The 20,408-nt window shown below is 57.2% G+C and carries 19 protein-coding genes; 1 reads left to right on the top strand and 18 read right to left on the bottom strand.

Features of this window, described 5'->3' with window-relative positions:
* Positions 1–25 precede the first annotated feature (25 nt).
* Positions 26–316 carry a hypothetical protein gene (locus GOX66_RS04515; protein ID WP_170760012.1) on the bottom strand — a complete coding sequence of 97 codons (291 nt, stop codon included), beginning with the start codon at positions 314–316 and terminating at the stop codon, positions 26–28.
* Between the two features lie 117 nt (positions 317–433).
* Between GOX66_RS04515 and GOX66_RS04510 the strand changes: the two genes are divergently transcribed.
* Positions 434–1,687, top strand: coding sequence for an O-antigen ligase family protein (locus GOX66_RS04510; protein WP_170760010.1), 1,254 nt, complete (start codon positions 434–436; stop codon positions 1,685–1,687).
* Position 1,688: 1 nt separating this feature from the next.
* On the opposite strand, the gene GOX66_RS04505 is transcribed toward GOX66_RS04510, so the two are convergent.
* The 17 genes from GOX66_RS04505 to GOX66_RS04425 form a co-directional block, all read right to left on the bottom strand.
* Positions 1,689–2,444 carry a hypothetical protein gene (locus GOX66_RS04505; RefSeq protein ID WP_170760008.1) on the bottom strand — a complete coding sequence of 252 codons (756 nt, stop codon included), beginning with the start codon at positions 2,442–2,444 and terminating at the stop codon, positions 1,689–1,691.
* A 2-nt stretch (positions 2,445–2,446) separates the two neighbouring features.
* Positions 2,447–2,743: a hypothetical protein gene (locus GOX66_RS04500; protein WP_170760006.1), complete on the bottom strand. Its 297-nt coding sequence runs from the start codon at positions 2,741–2,743 to the stop codon at positions 2,447–2,449.
* A 153-nt stretch (positions 2,744–2,896) separates the two neighbouring features.
* Complete coding sequence (locus GOX66_RS04495; protein WP_170760003.1) at positions 2,897–3,202, bottom strand: hypothetical protein; 306 nt, start codon at positions 3,200–3,202, stop codon at positions 2,897–2,899.
* A complete protein-coding gene (locus tag GOX66_RS04490; protein ID WP_170760001.1) occupies positions 3,190–3,852 on the bottom strand; it encodes a peptidoglycan recognition protein family protein in 663 nt (220 codons plus the stop codon). Before GOX66_RS04490 ends, GOX66_RS04495 begins: the two co-directional genes overlap by 13 nt.
* 137 nt (positions 3,853–3,989) lie before the next feature.
* On the bottom strand, positions 3,990–4,319 hold the full coding sequence (locus GOX66_RS04485) for a hypothetical protein (protein ID WP_170759999.1): 330 nt from the start codon (positions 4,317–4,319) through the stop codon (positions 3,990–3,992).
* Between the two features lie 23 nt (positions 4,320–4,342).
* Positions 4,343–6,538 (bottom strand): hypothetical protein, encoded by a 2,196-nt coding sequence (locus GOX66_RS04480; RefSeq protein ID WP_170759997.1) that lies wholly within the window; start codon positions 6,536–6,538, stop codon positions 4,343–4,345.
* A gap of 64 nt (positions 6,539–6,602) precedes the next feature.
* On the bottom strand, positions 6,603–9,656 hold the full coding sequence (locus GOX66_RS04475) for a hypothetical protein (protein WP_170759995.1): 3,054 nt from the start codon (positions 9,654–9,656) through the stop codon (positions 6,603–6,605).
* A complete protein-coding gene (locus tag GOX66_RS04470; protein ID WP_170759993.1) occupies positions 9,656–12,352 on the bottom strand; it encodes a hypothetical protein in 2,697 nt (898 codons plus the stop codon). The genes GOX66_RS04475 and GOX66_RS04470 overlap by 1 nt, the downstream gene beginning before the upstream one ends.
* 424 nt (positions 12,353–12,776) lie before the next feature.
* Positions 12,777–14,981: a phage tail protein gene (locus GOX66_RS04465; RefSeq protein WP_170759991.1), complete on the bottom strand. Its 2,205-nt coding sequence runs from the start codon at positions 14,979–14,981 to the stop codon at positions 12,777–12,779.
* The gene (locus GOX66_RS04460) at positions 14,981–15,583 is read right to left on the bottom strand and encodes a hypothetical protein (RefSeq protein ID WP_170759990.1); all 603 of its coding nucleotides are present in this window, start codon (positions 15,581–15,583) and stop codon (positions 14,981–14,983) included. Before GOX66_RS04460 ends, GOX66_RS04465 begins: the two co-directional genes overlap by 1 nt.
* Before the next feature lie 89 nt (positions 15,584–15,672).
* The gene (locus GOX66_RS04455) at positions 15,673–16,014 is read right to left on the bottom strand and encodes a hypothetical protein (RefSeq protein ID WP_170759988.1); all 342 of its coding nucleotides are present in this window, start codon (positions 16,012–16,014) and stop codon (positions 15,673–15,675) included.
* A gap of 10 nt (positions 16,015–16,024) precedes the next feature.
* Positions 16,025–16,441: a hypothetical protein gene (locus tag GOX66_RS04450; protein WP_170759986.1), complete on the bottom strand. Its 417-nt coding sequence runs from the start codon at positions 16,439–16,441 to the stop codon at positions 16,025–16,027.
* 12 nt (positions 16,442–16,453) lie between these two features.
* A complete protein-coding gene (locus GOX66_RS04445) occupies positions 16,454–17,425 on the bottom strand; it encodes a major capsid protein (protein ID WP_170759984.1) in 972 nt (323 codons plus the stop codon).
* Positions 17,426–17,439: 14 nt separating this feature from the next.
* Positions 17,440–18,297 (bottom strand): hypothetical protein, encoded by an 858-nt coding sequence (locus tag GOX66_RS04440; protein ID WP_170759982.1) that lies wholly within the window; start codon positions 18,295–18,297, stop codon positions 17,440–17,442.
* Entirely contained in the window at positions 18,290–18,586 is a 297-nt protein-coding gene (locus GOX66_RS04435; protein ID WP_170759980.1) for a hypothetical protein, read from the bottom strand. Before GOX66_RS04435 ends, GOX66_RS04440 begins: the two co-directional genes overlap by 8 nt.
* Complete coding sequence (locus GOX66_RS04430; RefSeq protein ID WP_170759978.1) at positions 18,570–20,084, bottom strand: portal protein; 1,515 nt, start codon at positions 20,082–20,084, stop codon at positions 18,570–18,572. The genes GOX66_RS04435 and GOX66_RS04430 overlap by 17 nt, the downstream gene beginning before the upstream one ends.
* 1 nt (position 20,085) lies before the next feature.
* The gene (locus tag GOX66_RS04425; RefSeq protein ID WP_170759977.1) at positions 20,086–20,280 is read right to left on the bottom strand and encodes a hypothetical protein; all 195 of its coding nucleotides are present in this window, start codon (positions 20,278–20,280) and stop codon (positions 20,086–20,088) included.
* Between the last annotated feature and the right edge of the window lie 128 nt (positions 20,281–20,408).

The raw sequence follows: 20,408 nt of genomic DNA, 5'->3' as shown, positions 1-20,408 counted from the left end.
CGAGTTGGATAGGAAGGTGGGGCGCTCAATATCTCACTGTATCCGGTTCTGGCCACCCCGGTAAGTTATCTGGCGCCAGCACATCGTGACGCTCAAGCCATTCCTTGATGGCCATCCAGTGATCTTGTGATTTGGCTGTGTAGCGCCGGGATTGCAGATCCGAAATCGTGCGACTCAGCTGCGGATACCACTGGATCTTGAGCTTCAGGCGATGGTGCTTCGCCCAGACACGCAGCGCCGATTCCCAATCGGTCACCGGGCGGGCTTCAAGTTCTTTGTGAAGGTCGAAGGGGATTCGGTAGGGCCAGTTTGTCATGGCATTGATATGAGGCAGTCAGGGGGCTGCGGCAAGTGCCCCCAAATGCGTGTTAAAACTTGCCTGCCGAAATTGTCTGAGATACCGAGACGGCAATTACGACCCGAGGGATAGTTTATGAGTTCATTGCTCAGATCAGAAACCGGAACGGACCGAGCGTTTCTTCGCTATTTCGCCTCTGCTTTTGGCTTCTTCCTCTGGTTCCCCGCGCTGGCAGTTCCGGCGGGCCCTATGTCCCTGCAAGTCGTAGATCTTCTGGCCGTTGCGTCTTGGCCGCTTTTGATAACGCAGCTTCCCAAAACAGGCCCCCGTTCTTTCACGGTTATATGCCTGTCTTTGTTTTCGGCGCTGGTGGCATTTCAGGGCGAGACCTCGGCAATGATCCTGGCCTACTACTTCCTTTTCCTGACGCCGTTTCTATTGATGGTCAGTCACATAATCATGCGAGATTTTGCGCGGATGGCATTCGTCAAGAGCTTCGCGTTCGGTGGGGCGGTTTCCTGTGTTCTGTTTCTCGCCCAGATCGTTGTAGGCGCTGATCTGCTGGATTTCAGAAACAACACCAATTTCTCGCTGCCGCCTCAACATGGCCGTGGGTTCGCCCTGTTCCCGGAGGTCAGCACATTCGCAACGCACGTGATCTATTTGCTGGCTGTCCTGATTGTCGCTTGGCGAAGCGGTGTCATTCGGAAGTTCTTTCCTTACGGTCGAACGGTCTCACTGATCATCATCGCTCTGATTTGCCTCGCCCTTTCCAAGTCCTCATCGGTTCTGGTCATCCTGCCCGCCGTTCTCCTGCTGGCATATCTCAAGGGGCGCCGCCTGACCTACAAAGGGCTGCTGGGGGTTTTGCTGGCATGCGGGATTTTGGTTATCGCCCTTCAACTCTACTACTCCGAGTTCTACCTTCAGCGCGCCGAGGGGTCCGCCATGCGCTCAATCGGCCTTCGTCTCGTCACCATGAAGACTGGCCTGTCAGTTATTGAAAACGGGGAGATTTTCGGCGTCGGCCTTGGGAATAACGAGGCGGTGACCTATCGTTCCTATGAAGTCGCCCGCCATATGGGTTTCCCGCTGATCTTGCTGCCGAAAGGCATCAACAGCTTTGTCGTCGCTCGGATATTCGAAGAGGGATGGATGGCAATCTTGTTCTTCGGGATGGCGGCGATCTACCTTCTCGGTGCTATTCGCAGCAAATGCGAAGACCCTTGGTTGCGGTGCCTGGTGGCTCTGGCCTTCGCCAGTTTCCTTGTATCCCTTCTGGTCACCGGATACCGCGGGATCTACATGAACTGGTTTTGGATTGCTGCGGCCCCGGCCATAGTGGATTGCGTCAAACTCCGCAGGCGTGGCGTGGTTCAGCGGGGGTAGCCTAGGCAATACCGTCAGACTTACGGGCAAGGACCGCCCGGATAAAAGCCTCTTCCTGCGCGCTGGGAACACGGTTCATGTGAAGACCGCCATAGTCTCGAATGTTCGAAAAGTTGGGTCCGAAAATGCGGTAAGGATCGGTGCCGCCGCTAGTCAGAGTCACACCGGCCGCGCTTACTGTATTTCCGTTTACGTTTGCGCGTTGCCCGGTTGGATCGTTCGACGCCGTTACAATCACATCCTTACCTACAATAGACGAACCAGTATCGACGCCCATCTGCGGGCCGCCGAAAGAGACCGTGACCTGATTAGGCGAGCCAGAGGGCGTGAAGATCAACGGCTGGCGTTGCTGCGGATCGCTGGAACCTCCGCCCCGGTAATTGATGATATGCGCGAACGAATGGCTGTGAGAAATAGTCCTGAACGCGACGGCCTCAAATACATCCACTGAGAACGGAATCGTGCCTTGGAATATCAGCACATCATTGGCACCATCGCTTTCCGCCCAGTGATGTGTTCCGTCGGTCTGATACTTCGGGGAAGCATCATCGCTGGGGGCCAACCAGTAGCTGCCCGCCGTACCCTTGTTATTGACACGCCTGATCCGATCACCGTGCGATGTTACCGGGAAAGTTCCGGCCGCATCCTGAAACAGCATAGACAGATCGGAGTAGTCTCGCACCAACTCGGCCCCAAAAGAGCCTAAGCCCCTCTGCATGATCCGCCCGCGATGCCGGGCCAGTAGTCCCGAAGACATGGCTACACCCCAGAGCCCAGATGAACCGCGACAGAACCGCCAGATCCTCCGGCCAGTGAGACACGAATGTACTCTGCCCCTGTCGACACTTCTACAAAACCGTCAGCGGTGAGGGCCGGTGCGGCGCTACCGTCCAACAATTTCAGCGGGAAAAAGTTCGCGTTGTCGTTCGAAACCTCGACCGTCAGGGTGCCGCCCCCGAAGTCGCCGACCGCCTGAACAGACGCACCAAGAGATCGGTTAGGGGGCAGTTGTTTGGCTTCGCCGGTTTCACCGTTAGCAAGTGTCCAAGTTGTCATATTCACTCCTCTCCTTGTTTGATCTTGCGGCCCGAAAGGCTTTCAACCTTGTCGCCGCAGTTAAGTAATTCCGTTCGGTCTTGTGCCCAAAGCGAAGTCACCTCTTGGTCGGACAGCCACCTCTCAGGCACAAAAACCGGCTTGCTGCAGGGCTCAGCGCCCGACACCAGGAGCGTTGAGCTGCACCCCGCGAGAAGGGCCAAGGCAACGGCTGACAACAATCGGATCGGCATTGATACTCTCCTGTACTTCTTGGGCGAGATTGGCACGTTGCTGAGCCACGTCTATGCGCTCGTTCTCCAGTTCTTTTGCCGCCTCGATCATCTCCAACTTTTCAGCGCGGTGGCCATCCTCGGCCGCGTCGTATCCCAAGCTGTATCCTTTCCAGCCAGAGCCGCCCGCGATTGCCAATGCCCCGACAAATGCAATCAGGATTGCGGTTGATTTCAGGCCGCCCATGGCATGTCCATTTTCCGCTGTACGAGTTCTCGAATCCGATCACCCACCAAGATGGGATCACCGGGTTCTTTCATGCCCGGCAACCATGTGATGTCCCACTTCCAGCGCTGACGAATACCAAGCGTCGGCTGAATTTCCGCGTGTGTGAGAACTGAGAACGGGCTGACCGGAATATCAAAGGCTTCACAGTAATAGGCGGCGCGCTCAGCAAGTGCATCGACCTGTGCCTGCGTCATCGGGGCCGACCCTTGATCAAAGGGGCGCTCTACGGCTCCCGCCATGCAGTCGACGGCCAAACCAATGGCCCCGGTATTTGCGTTCAGTGTGTGGGATGCGGCATGGCCGACCCGGTATGTTGCCTGTGCCGTGGCAGGGAAATGCCCGCTATGCGCCCTGCCCTCGTGGTCAATCACCTCGTTGTAGTGGCGCAGTTCCAAGTCAATCACACCAGCTGCGCCTGCCGTCCAGTGCAGATGAATGCGGTGCAAACCAGATGGGTGGAACAGATCCGGAAGCCTGCGCCCGCCACGCGCACGTAGAGCGTCACTGATCGCCGCTCGGGTGTTGGGCCCCATCATGCCGTCGATATCGCCCGGTGAGTGCCCAAGAGCCGCGCAACGCGCCTGAATGTCTCGGATAGAAAATGTCATATCGCGCACTCCGGCCTATAGGACAAAAGGAAGAATAATCAGCAGAACCAAGAAGATTGCCCCGCCCAGCTTGATAGTGTGCCAGAAGTCCGCACATGGGCTCTGCTTGGGGCGGCGAAACTGGCTCCGATAGTCCATCATTCCGCTCCCCCATCACCGCCAGGATCAATCATGCGCTCGATGATCGTCACCGAAAGGAGGCCGACAAGGAAAGCTGCAGCACACAGGGTGCCGAGTGCCCCGGCCATCCCGTCCGGAAGCTCACCGACCCACGGACGCAAGAGGAACGGCGCCAGCGCCCCGACGCCGAAGCTGAACACCGACCCGATGAACACCACGCGCATGCCCTCTTTCCATGTCGTCTTGAGCGCCGCGGATCGAACGGCACCGCCTAAAGCGCCGAAGATCGCGAGGATGGCCCCTCGTTCGTTGAAGATTTCAGTAAATAGGCTAGGCCCCTGGCTCATTGTCTTGCTCCTGCTCGTGCCCGTTACGCCGGCGTGATGGTGGTTCCGTCGCTCATCTTCTTCCAGTTCGACCCGGCAGTTGCGCCTAAAGCGCGATACTCTTCATTATCAGTCGAGCACCACACTGACTTGCCGAAGAATTTCCCGGTTGTGTTGATCGAATTGCTGATGCCCCCCATCGCGGCGGTCGTTGTTTGAACATGACCGATCAGGCGCTGCCACTCCCCGGACTGCCACGCAAACACCCCCTTGCCGCCATCACCCGAGCCGATTCCATCAGGGTTCCAGCCCGTACCATCCGCGAAGGCGATCACGCCGTCGTCCGTATCCGGCACCTGATCGCTTGGGTAAAGACGGAGGCCGTTCATAACGTTCCGCGCCGCAGCCTGCTTGCTGGTCGGGGCGCTCCAATTGGTTTCGATCTGCGCCGAATAGCCACTGCGATAGATATCCGGCAGGTCGATGACGGGTCGGTTGTAGGTCCAGTTGTTTTTATTGCGGAACAGATACGCCGTATTTCCGGGCGCCGCTTCTATCCCGATGTCGGAGATCACGGTTGACCGCATCCCGCCACCGATGCTCATAAGGATCGCACCGTCGTTCAGGTTGCCATGCAGGCCCCGGAACACACTATCGTAGACATTCGGCAGGCGATTACTGACGACGTTTGTAGGTGTTGGTGCGTGACCAGAAGTTGCGCCTGTCGCCGGACCGGAGGTGTCAAAGGTGCCCGTGGTGACATTGACGAACACAACGTCATTCGCTTCGGCCCACCCCTCGATCGTGCCGGACGCCGCGCCCTGCGTAACAGTCTCACCGATGGTGTAGGAATTGGCGGACGCGACTGCAAGCGATGCAACGGACGAGGAAATCTTGATGGCTTCCTTATCGGTCACGCCGCCGGTGATAGAGAGATCACGTACAATCGTGCGCGCAAAGCTCAACCCACCGTTCACGCCGCCGCTTGTGTGAAGGTTGATCACGTTACGCAGGTAGCGCCCACCGCACCCGCTGAACAGTGTCCGTTCGCAATAGGCATCGACGCCGCCTGCAAGATTGGCGTTTTCGATCAGCCAGCCTTGGCCTTCGTTTGTCCCCCCGTCGATGGACCCCCACACGGTATGGTCGTACCAGACGCAACGGCGCGCGTTCTGGACGTGCCAGCCTGCTTCGGTCGCGCTCGTCCCGGTCAGAACAACATTACCGCCATAAACAGCAAGTCGCGGATTGTCCGCTCTGTTGATTAGTTGATAGGCCCGTACTTTGGCGCTGGCATCTGTGTGCGTGATGGTCGAGCCGTGAAGGTACAAAATCTTGTCGGTCGAAGCCGCGTCCAACTGCACCGAAACCTCTGATCCGAGAACCGCATTGGCCCCGTGCGCCAATTCGAAATAAGGTCGGTTGGATGCGAAGAACGCGGTAAGATATGACGCCAGATCATCCCCGTCTTTCCACCCAAAAGCCTCCGGACGATAGATCGGGTCGTTCGAATAAAGTTTGACGCCCCCCGCAGTGGTCAGTTCGTGATCCGTTGCGGCACTCGCTGCGACCTGATACCGAAAACCGCCCGCGAGGACATATTGACCTGGCGCAACGACAACGAGGTTCGCACCGGCTACGTACGAAAGGCTTGTGTCGGTAAGAAGATCATCGACCTCCGCAAATCCGTAGGGAGTTCCAAGGGCAGCGTTGGTTGCTGCGGCCTCCGATCTTTCCGCAAACTCCTGTGCTCGACCGATGGTATCCAGATCTGGCCCGGCCTCCAAACCAAGCCCGTCCACGCTGAACGCTATTGTTTTGTTGGCCCGTGCTGCCGCATCGCCGGACAGAGGCCGTGTGATCGGAGATTGCGGCGAAACGCGAAGTGAAGACTGGAAGTCGCGGCTTTGCTCTTGTTGAACGGCTGTCACCGCGTCGACGTCGTTCTGTAGATTGTCGGCAAGACGTGGGGAGTTTCCGAGATACTGGTTTTCCCTGCGGGGCGCCCTCGCTCCGAAAAGCTCGACATCTACATCTGTGACCGCATCGTTCAGGGTGACAACCGCGTTGTCAGCCCTGCCATTGGAAAACGTTGCGGTTACCGAAAAGAGGCCTGTTTCGGTCCCGTCAACATAGACGATCACATCATTTATCGAGAAAAGCGGAAACGTCACGATGAAATCGGACGTTAAAACAACCGGTTGATGTAGTTTGTACCGCGTGGATTGAGCGAGCGTCATTGAGGATCACCACCATTTTTTGGCAGAATCCCCTTTTAGGTCGACTTCAAGCAATGCACGCGCCTCAACGCATTTCTGCAAAGGTATCCGCGACCTGTTTTGTTAGGCCCATAAAATACGGGAGGTTGTTTCCGGGTATGGGTCGAAGCACCTTTCGAGCGTCACGCGATGACATTTCCCCGCGCGACATCGCCGACACGCCCTCACCAAAACCAAGCAGCATGTCCACGCCTGGCCCAAGCAAGCCCGCCAGTTCCGACCGCGACTGAAATCTAGAAGATACTTCACCACTAATGGACAGCTTGCCGCCGGCCAGTGCATTTGTGATCCCGTGCGCTTCCATCAACCAGCCAGCCAGGCCCGCGCGATCGATGGCATCTTCCCAAAGCGCCACGCCATTCTTTCGGTCATAACCCCCAACATCTGCTTTGATATTGGAAACCAACCGCCCAAGCAAAACCATCATCGTCACCTGAGCCAGAACCGTTGCGTCCGCGCGCTGAATACCTGAAAGCAAAATCCGGTGATGAGCCGAAACTGGAAAGGACTTGAACTGTGAGATGAACTTCCCGATTTCGGAGGAAAACGACAACGGTTTGTCCTGCCCGGGAGTGACAATCATCAGGTCCATTTCCCTGTTCATAGCGTAGCGCATTGCGTCAAAGGCCTCGCTATCCTGCCATTTCCCCGCCTGCGGTAGCCAAAGCAATCCGTCGCGGTCCCCGAATTTTTCGACCTGATCGGCAATTCTGGTGGCCATGGTCGGGTCAATATTGTTCTCCGCCAGTTTAAGAATCTGCGACCTGCTGGCTGTGCCTTCCTTTACCGCTACAGCGGCTTTAGTCAGACGCGAGCCTGCAAAGGCACCGCCCACTGACTTCCAGCCCACATTCCACGGCACCATACCAGTGGCGACACCGAAGCCACGGCCCAACGCACCGACACCCCGTTCGAATCGGGAACCCTCGCCGAACTCATCCGCTACATCGGCAATCGACATAGCGCGGGAATTCAGGAACCATTCAGCCGCGGCCCCAAGTTCCGACGCCTCTTTAGCCGCCAAGCCCAAACGTTTGGGATCGGTGAGGGCTGTAACAGGTCCGAACGCCGCCTCGATGCCATTACGCCCGATGAGCCCCGCAACATCCGGCAACGCTGAAAGCGTCATTCCCCCCAGGTATCCGGTATATGTCAGGGTACGGGAAACCCGGCCGCCACGAACCCAGATGGAATTCGGATTATCTGGCACCCCATAGACACCGCGAATACGATCCTTCATCCCGTCGAGATCATTCAGACGATGCTCGGTTTCCGCAGTGATTTTCTTGCGTTCCTTCGGCGTCTTGGCGCGGCGCAGCATTCGAGTGCCTTCATCGACTATCTTCTGCCTGGCTTCTTTCATCGTGGTATCGCCGAACGTGCGGGTCAGTTCGATGTCCGGAACGATGTTGTTGAAGTAGCGGGCCATGATCACAGACATGTCTGTTTCAAGCCAAGGGATTAGCTTGTCCGTGGCCACATCAAGAACCCGCGCACGGGTCGGGCTGGACATTGCAGCGCGCATCGAATGTTCGCCCGGTTTTAGCCCAAGGATAGAATTGATCGTGTCTTCGACATCAGCCTCAAGTTCAAGATCATCCTTCCCCGCCAAGACCTCGTCCCACGTAGGTTCATCCTTAGACTTCGCCTCAATCGCCTGCTTTAGCTGGTCGGCTTCTTTTGCGGCGTCATCTGCTGCGCGCTCAAGCTCGACGCGCTTTTGAGCATCGGCACGGGCCTGCATATACTCATCTCGCAACAGCACCTTGAAATCGTCGGCACTACCATCCCCCATGTGCGCGATGATCTTCTCGACGTTGTAGGACCGCATGAAATACGATTCACCGTTCTTCAACTGCAGGTCTTCATCGAATATCCCGAGTTCCGTTGCATCCGCCTTGGCCCGGTCAAAGATAGTCTTGCGGATTTCCTCGGCCGCCTTCTGAACCTGGGGGATCGGGTGACGGTCACCGGAGATCGCAGCAAGCCCGACCTCGTTCATGAACTCATCCCGGTTCAGTTTCTCGGTGCGCCCCATCAACTGCCGATATCTACCAACCACCGGAGCGGTGACGCGCCCGACCATGCCGACCGGGCCGTCAAAAGCATATTCGGCAAAGGATCGTTCGAGATATGAATGCGCCTGTGTAAGCTCGGTGTTGCGGCGGGTCTTGATCCGGGTTTCCACTGACGGCTCAAACGCCACGCCTCGCTCGTTGACGGCGTATTGCAGCGGGGTCTCGACTAGCTGCTGCGTTGCCCTGCGGGCTTCCACATTTGGCGAGAGTTGTCCGCGAAGAATTGGGTCACTTCGGGCGATTCCCACTTTGCCCAAGGCTCCAAGCACATTTTCACGGCGCAATGTGAAATCTTCTCGGTTCTCGGCAGCACCAACACTGCGCAACCCCTCATTGATTTCCTCAATGTTTTCCGGGATTTGCTCCACTGTCTTGGCGCTTCTGGTGAAGGCTTGCCGGGACAGTGCCCCCGCGCCTGACCCCAGAAGACCGCCAAGGATCACGCTGCCTCCAATTGCGAATGCGCTTTCTTCACCTGTCCGGGTTTCCTGCGTGCCGTGCAATGCGATCTCGTCAATGGCTGCGGCAACCCCAGCAGCAGCGCCGACGCTGGCCGCCGAGCGCGCGATATTCACACCCTTGGCACCTTTCACAATGGCACCACCGGGCAAAAGGCTTGTCGGGGAAAGGACAGCAGCGCCCATGCTGGCCGCGAAACCCCACCCACCAGCGGCCGCAATGGTTTGCCGGTCTTCGAGTTCTCGGTCGATCTGTGCTTTGACCTGCTCGACCTCTGCGCGGCTGCGAGCGCTGGTGAATTTCTCCGAGAATTCCTGATAGACCGTCCCCTGAATGTCATCCCAGACCCGGTATTCGGGGTCCACCTCAACCGGATCAGAGCCATCATAGTTTGCGATTGCTGACCCGATGGGGTTTTCGACACGGAACGCAGCGCCCAGCGTACCCAAGACCCCTTTCCCCTCTGGTTCCGGCGGGTTCAGGTCGAAGCCTTCAGACAACGACAGAGGGCCGGTGACAGATTGATCAGCGTGAAACGGCATTACTCGTCACCCATGCTACGGTTGAAGTTTGTCACACGAGCGCGTTCCTCAAACCGTTTGGCCTCGGTTTCTGGATTGAACAGGCCCGCGTTGTGATGAAGGAACTCGCGCCCGCGGCCATGATCGAAAATCGCTTTGTCTCGTTCCGCCTGTGCGGTTTGATCTGCTGTGGCGTCGAACCCGTACCTCATAGGCAATTGCTCAAGAACACCGTTCTTCATGTAGTAGGCGACGTATGTTGGCGTCTGGCCTGACATCACTTGCTTTTGCGTGATGGGATCGGACACCAACTTGATGTTGCCAGGATCTAGCCTTTTGTTCGAATCCTTGCCGAATGCCTCTGCACTGATCTCGTCCACGGCCTGCCGGGTCATCCAGTCATGCGAACCGTTGATAGCCGGGTAAAACTTCTGCGGCGGGTACTTCATTAACCGGTCGGAGCCCGTCACCGCGTTGGTCCCATAGACACGCCCCATCTGATCCAGCGCGCGGGCCTGCGCGGTATCGAACTCTCCGGTTTCGATATAGGCGTCTTTGAACAAGCGCTGATACTCGGACATGATAGCAAACTGTTCACGATCAGAACCAAGATCAGGCGATGAGAACCAAGACTTGTCGAAGTGGTCGGAAACGTCAGAAATGCTCAGTTTTTTGACTTGCTTCTTTGCCTCGTCCGAAACGTTCTTCGGAACATCCTGACGCGCGTCGATGATCTTTTGCGCTGCCTCTGTTCCGTCCATGAACTGCCCGTGAAAGCGATAATCGGACAAGGCCCGTTCGATCTCTGACCGGCCGCCGTAGGGCGTGATTGCCGTGGCCTGTACATCAAGGGCATTGCCTGCGAATTCAAGTGCGCGCGACAGGGTTTCAGGATCATCCGAATTCATCGCGCCCCGCAGCGCGTTGAACGTCGACTTGGGGACGAACCCTGTCCGGTCAGCTATGCGAAGCGATGACGCAAGTCCCTGATCCGACATCGGGCTCTCTCCATCCAATGAGGCCTTGAACGCGTCATCAATGGCATTCCTCTGCTTGGTATCGTAGATATCCCAGCCGAAATCCGGGTTGTTGAGATTGGCCACGGTGGTTTGCATATCGGCTTGTTCCTTGCGGGCCTTCTGCAACTCCTTCGAAAACTTGGCCTGATCCCGCGTGGACAGGTCATGGTTTTCCATGATCTGCTGTTCGGTTATTCCCTCGCCAGACGCAATTCGCTCCGACACCTCGTCAGCGGCGGCCTGCTCGATCAGTTCCCGCTGGGCCACTCGTCCATTGAGGGCTTTTGCCGCCAAACCGCGAACTTCCGGGTCTTCAATACTTGCGAGTTGCGCGCCCATGGCGGCAATATCGGTGGCCTTCATGGTCATTTTGCGCGTCGCCCAATTTGCCACCCAAGACACTGTTTTTCCTTCGAGAAACGGATTGGCCTTGATAACGTCTGCCGATACAACGTCCGATACCATAGCGGTGGGGCTTGCCGACAAGACATCCACCGCACCACCGGCGCCAAAGAAATGGGCCAGATACTCAGTCGCAGGGGTGACCGGAAGACCGGCGGCTGCAAGAACCCCTTGGTTGGCCGCCCGGAAATGCGCGAACATCTCCGATGATTTCTCTCGATCCGCGCGCAAACCCAGCAATTCACCTTCGGATAGACCCTTGGCCCATTCCGGTTTGTGCTTCTTGACCAGCCCTAGCCAGGTGCCCTTGATAAACTGATGCGGCCCAAGCGCAGTGGAATTAGGGTTCTGCGCGGTGTCCACACCGGCACTTTCCGCCCGAACGATCATCGCCTCGTATGACCCGTCAGTCAGCGCGTTGACCATTGCCGTGGCGTCGATTCCTTTCAGCTTCCCATGGGTAGCCGCATAGAGCTTTTGCCGCGTGCCGGGGGAGATATCCGGATCGTTCAGAAGGCCAATCACCTCTTCCCGCTTTGCGTCTGAAATCTCGGACTGCCCGTCCAGCGTATCCAGTTCCCGGATCAGCTTCGCCGCTTTCGCCGCGCCACGAGCGCCGCGCATATACTCCTCAACCTCGGCGGGTGTCTCGGTGATATATGGAGCGCTCCCGCGGAATTCCGAGATTGCCTCGATCTCTTTCCACTTGAGTTCCGCAGCGTCCATGTCCCCCGACGTGTAGAGGTTTACGAAGTCATCGACCAGCATGTCCCGGGCGGTTGCTGTATTCTTGTCAGAAGCATCGTAATCACGCTGGACCTGTTTGCGATGCAGGCCGTTGAAATTGCGGGATGCCTCTTGCTTGACACCGGCAATAAGTTCTTCTTTCAGAACACCCGGAATGTTTTCGTCAGCCTGCAGGAGCTTCACATAAGCATCGGCGTCCTGCCGGAACCCATCGGGATCGAACTCGTTCTTGGTGAAAAGTTCCGACATCGTGTTCATGATGTCGATGCGCTTTTGCCCCAGGTACTTCCCATAGGCTGCAGCGTTGTGGATCTCGGCCATCTCCCCGCCAAGGGGGGAACGCTCGTCAACCTGAAGGTTTCCGTTTTCATCACGGAATACCGCTGACTCACCTTCCTGTCGGGCCTGATCCTGAGCAGCTGGTTTGACGAAATCCGCCCCTGCTTTGAATATCTCGGACAGCGCACGAAACCCCTGCCCGGCTTCGGGTGGACGGGCGGCAACCTGAGAGATCGGGTTGCGTCGAATGATCTCCGGTACTCGGGCCATGTGGTCTCCTAGAGTTGGGCTTGCGCAATTGAAGCCGTCGCCTTCGCAGCACCAGTAAGCAGTGAGAAGCGCCCCTTCCTGCGTGATGCTTCTGCGGCCGCCCTCATATTTGCGGCGCGCTGACGATAGTCCGCGACCTGAACCAGTCGCTCGTTATCCGAAACCCGTCGAGCCTCACTTTCCAAGAGCAAGGCATTCGGGGACCGTGCGCTCAAGCCGTTCGCAGCGCGAGAGGAACGAATTGTGCTGATTGTCCGGCGCAGTTCGTCCCGCGCCTGGGTGTCGCGCTGCAGGGCTTGAGTATCTGCCAGCCTAGCCTCGCTCTCTTGCCTGGCTGAATCTGACATCGCCTGCGCGTTTGCGGCGAAGGCCTGAGTTGCCGTTGAGGCTACTGTAGCGACTACGAAAAGCGTCATCGGGTCCATCAGATCGTCACCCTGTATTTGATCTTGAGAAGTCGGAATGGTCCGGGTCGATCGACTACAAGCGCGCGTTCCTCAAACGGTTTGCGCCCCCCGGTTATGAATACCGCGTCTTGCGATCTGACAGGCGGTGGCGAGGTCAAATCCTCATTCACTCGATACCCGCCGAAGCGCTTACCCTCATATGTGAACGAAAGGGTGTCTTGCACGGTAAAACTCATTTTCACGGTCCGCTTCACCGACCGTTTTCCCCGCTGGGTCTGCGCTGACCGGCGCGGCCACGGCACCGCACGGACCACAAAGATAAGGCCGATCTGCAAGATGCCGTCGTAATCCGGGTAATCCACCAGATCACCATTGTCATCGAGTGGCGCCCCAGCCGCGTCAATGACGCGATCCCCTAAGTCCCATCCCTCAAAGTAAACCGTGGCGGTCTCGCCGTTCAGATGAGTTGCCGCCTTGGTGACGCCGCCAAAATAGTCCACCCCTGTTTCGCCGGCCGGATTTGCGTCCGAAACTTTCAGGGAGGCGGTGCAGTCCAAGTAGACGCCGGTTTCGAACCGCTCCCGGATGCGTTGCGGCACCGAATTCAAAGTGCGATTGACGACGGCGTGAACATCTCCGAAAGCCTCGTAGACGGCCAGAAACTCCCCATTGGTATCCCAGGGACGCCAGCCAAAGATATTCTCATCCTTTTCCCACTGGCACACGGCAACCGTTCCATCTGAGTTTGTGACAAAGATGAATTGTTCCGGCCATTCCGAGCCGGATGCAGTTGCCCCAAGATGAATTGGACGGTTGATCAATTGAGAATGGTATTGCGAGATATTCGCCGCGCGCCATGAACGATAGATATCACCGTCCAGCAATGCTGAGTGGATCTGCTGGCCAACTGAATCAACGAAAATCGCGCCATCATCAACAGCCACCGGGGGGACGTCTGCGCAGCCAATTTTCGAGAACCGAACCGGGCCGATGGTTCTGGGGGTTACTGCGCTGCCGTCGCGCGTTTGCTGGTAGTAGAGACCTCGGGAGGTGAAGAACAACAAGTCCTCGGCCGACAGGATAAACCGCAAGTCACCGCCATAGTTGGCGCCCAAGGTTTCCACAAACCCGTCGCCGTCCGCCTCGCCCATAGTGAAGTCATCTACAAACCCGGCAACGGAGGCCGCAAACGACTGCGGTGCCCCAGGGAAATCACACAAGTACATACGACCCTTGTGCTTTTCCGCCCAGCCCGCATATCCATGAACCGGCGATTGCATCTGCAAATCCCAGATGAATGAAGCCGCAGGAGTAACATCTGTCTTGGACGAGATGGCTTGCGATGCATTGGGGGCAACAAGATTGCCAGAACCCGCAAATCCGTTCCAGATTTCGGTGGCCAACACCGTGATCGTGTTCCCGGATATGCCGGTAATAAGCCCCTTCCCGCCAAGCGTGCTATGCTCGACCGCTTCGCCCAACTGATAACCAGACGAAGAGGCAACCACGAGATCATAGGTCGGGGCGAGTTCTTCAACCACCGTCGCGTTCATCACAGTGGACGAGACAAGGCTATCGAGTGTTATTTCTCGCCCGCCGTATCGGATCGACATCCCTGCATGAGCCGACGTCCAGATTGAATCTGATGCAGTGACCGTGATGGAACCTGTGCGCGCCGATGGCTGAATAGATGAGCCCCGATCATAGAGGTAATAAGGCTGCTGGATCGCGCCGTTCAGTGCGGTCGCAAAACTCAGTTGCCCAAGCGTCCAGATTGTTCCGTTATGGACCAGCGCATAAATCGGGGTGTGTTTGCTGCCAATAAAGATCGCAGATGAATCCGGATCTGATACCACCCAGAACTTCATAGAAGTGAACGCCGGGCTGCCCCAGACGCCGGGGACAGAGGTCCAGTCGACACCGTTGAAGGATGTCTCAACCGACCCGTCAGCGTTGTAGAGAACCAACCCATTTGCTTTGATATGCAAATCGTAGACCCGGCCAGAACCCAAATCCACCTCCACACCCCAATAGGAATTGGTCGAACTCAGGTGGACCAGACCCGGCCTAATCTCCAAAGCGCCGGTGGTCAGCGTGATCGTGTTGCGGCATTCCCGCATACTCCGCTCGATCAACACGGTATCATCGCGCTCAACCGCTTCCGGTCGCACCTGACCAACTCCGAAGTCGGCCTGTGTTATTCTCTCCTTAGCGCGGGCCATCAGCGCCTCGGGTATCCATGGTGCGCTCGGACCAGACGGCCACCACGACGGAATTTCTCACCCGAACGGTTCTTCGAGGATTTCACGCCAGCCTTCATCAGTTGATAGCTCGCCTCGTTTTCGAGCGCCTGGCTTTCCTCCATCTCTTCCAGAACATCTTTGATCACAGCCTCAAGGCTGCGCTGGATTGCTCGAGCAAATTTGCCGGACCACGTGTGTTCTAGACCAACCTTGATGTATTCGATTTCAACCGTTCGCTTGTCGGCGTCGATCAGCAGCGTGCCCTTGGAGGTGTCCAGTTCCCAGCTTTCCCCAAGCCGGGCCGCTGATATCTCGTTCAGATAAACCTCCTGAACGTGGATCACGTCATGAGGCAGGGTAAATGCGTCGTCGTAACCAAAGTCCCCTTCAGCGCGCGACTTAAGTTCCACTCGGGCTTTGCCGAATGTGAACTCCTGTTCTTCAAATGCAGCGCGGACAATCTCATCATAGTTCGCCTCCAAGGCTTGCCAGATGAATGAGCCGTCGCCTTCAACTGCGGGGTCATTCCCCGTCCGGAGAAGCGCTGCGTTAAAGAGGGTGATTTTCGAACGAACTGCCATGGCCAGAGATTGAGGCAGAGCCAAAATCCCAACAATGCACGTAAAAAGGGGCGACCGAAGCCGCCCCTTCTGCTCGATATGCTAACCGATTATTCGTCGTCTACGATGAAGGTCTTGGCCTTCTCACGCAGTTCCCGAACAAACTTCTCAGCCGCCGAGCGCGACATCTGCTTGCGTGGCGGTTTACCGTGCGACGTCATTTCCTGCACCAGTTCCTCGGGCGACATCTCTTCCGGCTCTTTCAAGCCCACGATCTCAACCTGCGGTTTCGGCTCAGGCTTGAGTTCATAGAGACCCTTGCCGTTTTTCAGGGCTTCGATGGCGGTCACATAGTTGACCTCGATCTCACCCTTTGACTTGGCTTTGGCGTGGTCAGCGGCCGAAACACCTTCCGGACATTTGGCGACGGGACGAATGATTGCTTTCTTCATGTCGCCCCCCTCAGCAAGCCGAGTTCATCGAGAAGCCGATGGACGGAGCCGTACCGGCGACTTCCAGACGGACCCGCCAGTCTTTGTAGGACTGGCCGTTGACCTCGGTGAACCAAGGCACCTGGTATTCGTCACCAGCTGCGTTGTCAGGTCCACCACCAAGACGGGCTGCCGTGGCCCCAAGCGACAGTATCGCCGCAGTTTCCACGGTGGAGAAGCCATCATTGGAGACCTCGACAACGAAACGGTATTCTTCGTTGCTCGCCGAGATTTTGATGCTCTCCACCCGCAGCATCGTCACATATTCCGTGCGAGTTTTCGCCCGCTGGGTATGTGTGTCGATGGTGGTGTTTGCGGTCAGCGCGGCCGATCCGGCGGCGCGATGCTCGAGACGGGTGTCAAAGGCGCGTGCGTGGCTATTCAGCATGGGTTCACCTCCTTATGCCACGATTGCGGCGTCAGTGATCGAAGACAGGCGCAGGCCCGAATATTTGTCCTCAATCGTGATGCCGGAATCCCATTCCGCGAGGTTGCGGTGGAAGATGCCGCGGTCGGTAGGACCCAGCGGAACCACCTCGAACGGTGCGGTCTGGATGCCGCATACGCCATCTTCGCGGAAAGAGGCGACATAGATCGAGGTACACTGAGCGGCACCGCCACCCTGGCCGACTTCATCAAACGGCAGGATATCGTCCGTCTCGGACACATCGTATCCGGTCAGAATCGGCAGCTTGCCGTACATCAGAACGCGGTTGCCGGCATCCTGTTCGTAGTGGATCACATGGCCGGTCAGGTTGGTGTCGCGCATTGCCTGCGTGAATTTGACCTGCATCAGCGGTGACATGATCAGCGCGTTCGGACGAGCCACCCGGCGGATCGCGATATCCAGCTTGGTCAGCGACAGAGCGCCGCCACCGGATGCAACCGAGTTGGCGATCAGGCGCGAAACCTTATTGGTGCCATCAACGGACCCGGTGCCCTGATCGGTCAGGCGGCGCTTCAGGCCGTCGTATTCACGGGGCTCCGAAGAAGTGTCGCCATCAAAGAAGGTCTGGGTCCACAGTTCAGATGCCTTGATCATCTGACCTTGCATGTCCTGCACCATCTTGCGTTCGCCGTACCGCTTCTTTTTCAAGCGATCAACTTCCAGCAAACCGGAGAGCGGCGCGCAGTGATCCTGGAATTCTTCGGTCTCGCCGTGCGAGATTTCCGGTTCCTGATTAAGACCGCGGAACTGCATCGCGGGAAGCGCGGTGCTACGGTCAAAGACGTTCCGGCCCTGCTGCACCGTCTTGAAAGGGATGCGCGACAGAATGTCGGAGGTTTCAGAAAACTGCTGGATCATGCCTCGGGAGAGAGGGTCAGTGAGACCCTTGGCATATTCCGGCAGCGTAATCAGTTCATCAGCCATGTTTCATGCTCCTGTTATTTGCCTGCCATTTGCTGTTTCATCCCCACTTCGATCATTTCCCTCGGCGTCATGTTGTCGAGGTCTAGCCCGTTGCCGGGCGCCGGGGATACGGGCGCCGAACCGGGTTTCAATATTGCTTCGATTGCGCGCAGGGTGTCTGCGGAAGTGATGTCATCCGCCAAAGCATTGGCTTGCGCCTCCGGCAATTTGGCTGACAGCGAACGCTTGACCACATCAATGCGGGTTTGTGCGTCCGGGCCCAGAGCCTGCTTTTCTTCCTTGGCGGCCTTGCTGGCTTCGATCATGCCGCGCAGTTCGCGCCCGGCCAGAATACCGGCGAGTTCACCCATCAGTTCTTGCGGCACCTGGTGCTTATGCAGAACCGCTTGCAGCGCGGGCAAATCCGGGTCTTTGGCGTCGATCATGTCGTTGACGTCGAATTCCCGCATCTGGATTTTGCCATCGACCATGACCGGGTTGCCATCTTCGCCCAATACCGGCTGTTGGAATTCCGTGGGGTCGAAGCCCTCGGGGAATTGAAATCCTTCGCCGACCTTGAAGGCGTAGTCTTCGGCCTTCTGGGGCAGCGCCGAGATACGTTCGTCATGCTGCGATTTGAACGCGGACAGTTCGTTAAACTGGTTGCTGAACCCTTCGGTGTCGTAGGTGCCGTCTTCCTTCTTGAAGGTGTCGGGGATGAAGGAATAGTCGGCCTGCAACGCACCGCCATCGCCTCCATCCCCGCCGTCACCGCCGCCGGTATCCGAGGGGTCGGCGGCGCTGAGCGACAGGCGCAGACCGGGGTTCTGCCGTCTGTATTCGACCCACGCGGGATCATAAGGGTTTACGGGTTGTTGCAGTCGGTTAGCCATTGGAAACGATCCTTTCGATATCGAGTACAAAATTCATCACGGCGTTCTTTTCTCTCAATGCACGGTCATCAGAACCGTCTGGGCAGGGAGATTTCACAACCGCTTTTTCAAGCAATTTCAGCACCCTAAGCCCTTTTTCATCGGAAAAGACTTCGATCAGATCGGCTTCGAGAAGGTCAGCACCATCCGGGTTTTCCGATCTCAGCCAAGCCAGATACCTCTGAAGAAAACTCGCATTGGACCTGTTGAGCCGCATGTCGGCCTTAACTTTTTCAACCGCGCGGCTCACTTGGTGCCCCCTGTGCCTGCATCGCCTGGGCGATCTGCATGATTTGCTCTTGCGACCGCACCTTGACGATTTTGTCTTTCATCACTTCCTTGATGTTTTCGATGGTGGCGGGGCCGTCGATCATCAGACCCGCTTGTTCCGGCCCAAGGTTTTCTTGCGCGATGCCCATGATCTGCTGGGCGACAAGCACCTTTTCCCGGGCTTGCGCGCGTTCCAGCGGGGAAATCGGCCGGATCGTGACCGCATTTCCATTGATGGTGATAGGCTTCTCACCTTCCAGCGATCCGCCTGATTGGGTTTCCAGCCATTCCACGCGCTTGAGGACACCAACCCCCAACTCTTTCCAGAGCTTGCCAGAAGGCCGCGCCATACGCCTGATCTGCTTCTGCTCTTCCCCCATGTACTGAGAAGCCGAGGGAGGGGTTTTGCCGCGCTGCTGGAAGTCCCGATAGAAACCGTCCCGTACACGTTCCTCGATCCGTTCCTCGGTGAAGAACCCGTAATCCAGATCTCCACCGCCGATCCGCTCGATATCGTTGCCGTTTCCCGGCGCCTTCGGGTATGCGATACCCGCTTCAAGTCCATCGGATAGATCGAGAATGCCGTCGTGCGGGTAGACAATCGCGGGATCGAGCGTGTGATCCATGTTCTCCAGGTTCATGCGCGTGAGTTCATCCAACACTCGCAGAGTGGGCAGCATCCGGCGCGCTGGCCCCCTGCCCCACGGCGAGTTGGGCACCGCATTGAAACGGCCGACAATCAAGGGGCACGAACCATCCGGGCCAAGCTCTTTGGCGAGCCCCACCGATTGCTTGTCGATCTTGATCTCTTGCCGCCAGACCGGATTGCCGGGGTCTGAATAATCACGCCAGAACCCCCGGATCACCTCGGCCTTTGCCGTTTGGCTGGCGTTCTTGATCTTATCCTCAAGCTTCTTTGGGAAGTTTGCGTCCGGAAACAGCACCTTGAGATCACGGTAGTAGTACTTTTTCCGGCGAAACCGATCCTCAATGCCGTTGGGGCCGAGGATCAAATAGATTTCGGAACAAGGAACCGCCTCGAACACAATGGGGCTGGACAGTGACGGACGATCCGCCCAGAGCGCGACCGTACCAAATACCGCGTCCTGAAATGCCGTCGGGCCTTCGTCGTAGTAGTTGGACGCCTGAATCGACTTTTCCAGTTTCTTTTCGCGCGCCTCGATCTGTTCCTTAACGGAATCAACATCTTCCTCGGGGATCGCGACACCTGGCTGAAACCCAACCCAAGGCTCATTCTCGGGCGTCATCGTGTGGAACAGATCGCCGTAGAAATCTTCGGCTACGTTGGCGACGACATCGGCGAAAATCTCCGCGGGCTCACGGTTCGCCCCGCGTTTGCCCACCCACTCATCCTCACGACCGTTGAAGCAGAATTTGTAGACCTCATAGCCGTCCTCTTCGACGCGATCAGATCGCATCTCCTTGGCCGCCGCATATCGCTTGTCAAACTCGTCCATATCACATCATCGACTTGCGGCTGGCGCGGCGGCTTCTGGGATTGACGATGGAAAGGCCAGATTGGCGAATTTGACGGTTGAAACCTACGGTGCGGTCAGAAACATCCTCTTGGATCGCGCGCAGGTTATCAGCTTGCGCCCTTTGGCGTTGCGCCTTTTGTTCCGCTGTTTCCTCGGGGGCTTTCGGTTTGTTCATTTAACCACTCCGCACCATGATTTTGGGTCAGAGTGTCGAACAGCTGGTCAGGCAACAATGCACGCGAACGCAGCCCGAGAACCTGTTTCACAAAGCTCACGCAAGTCATCGGGCGCATGAAATGAGAA

The organism is Ruegeria lacuscaerulensis, assembly GCF_013031245.1.
GTDB lineage: Bacteria > Pseudomonadota > Alphaproteobacteria > Rhodobacterales > Rhodobacteraceae > Ruegeria > Ruegeria lacuscaerulensis_C.
This window is presented reverse-complemented; position numbering and strand designations above follow the sequence as displayed.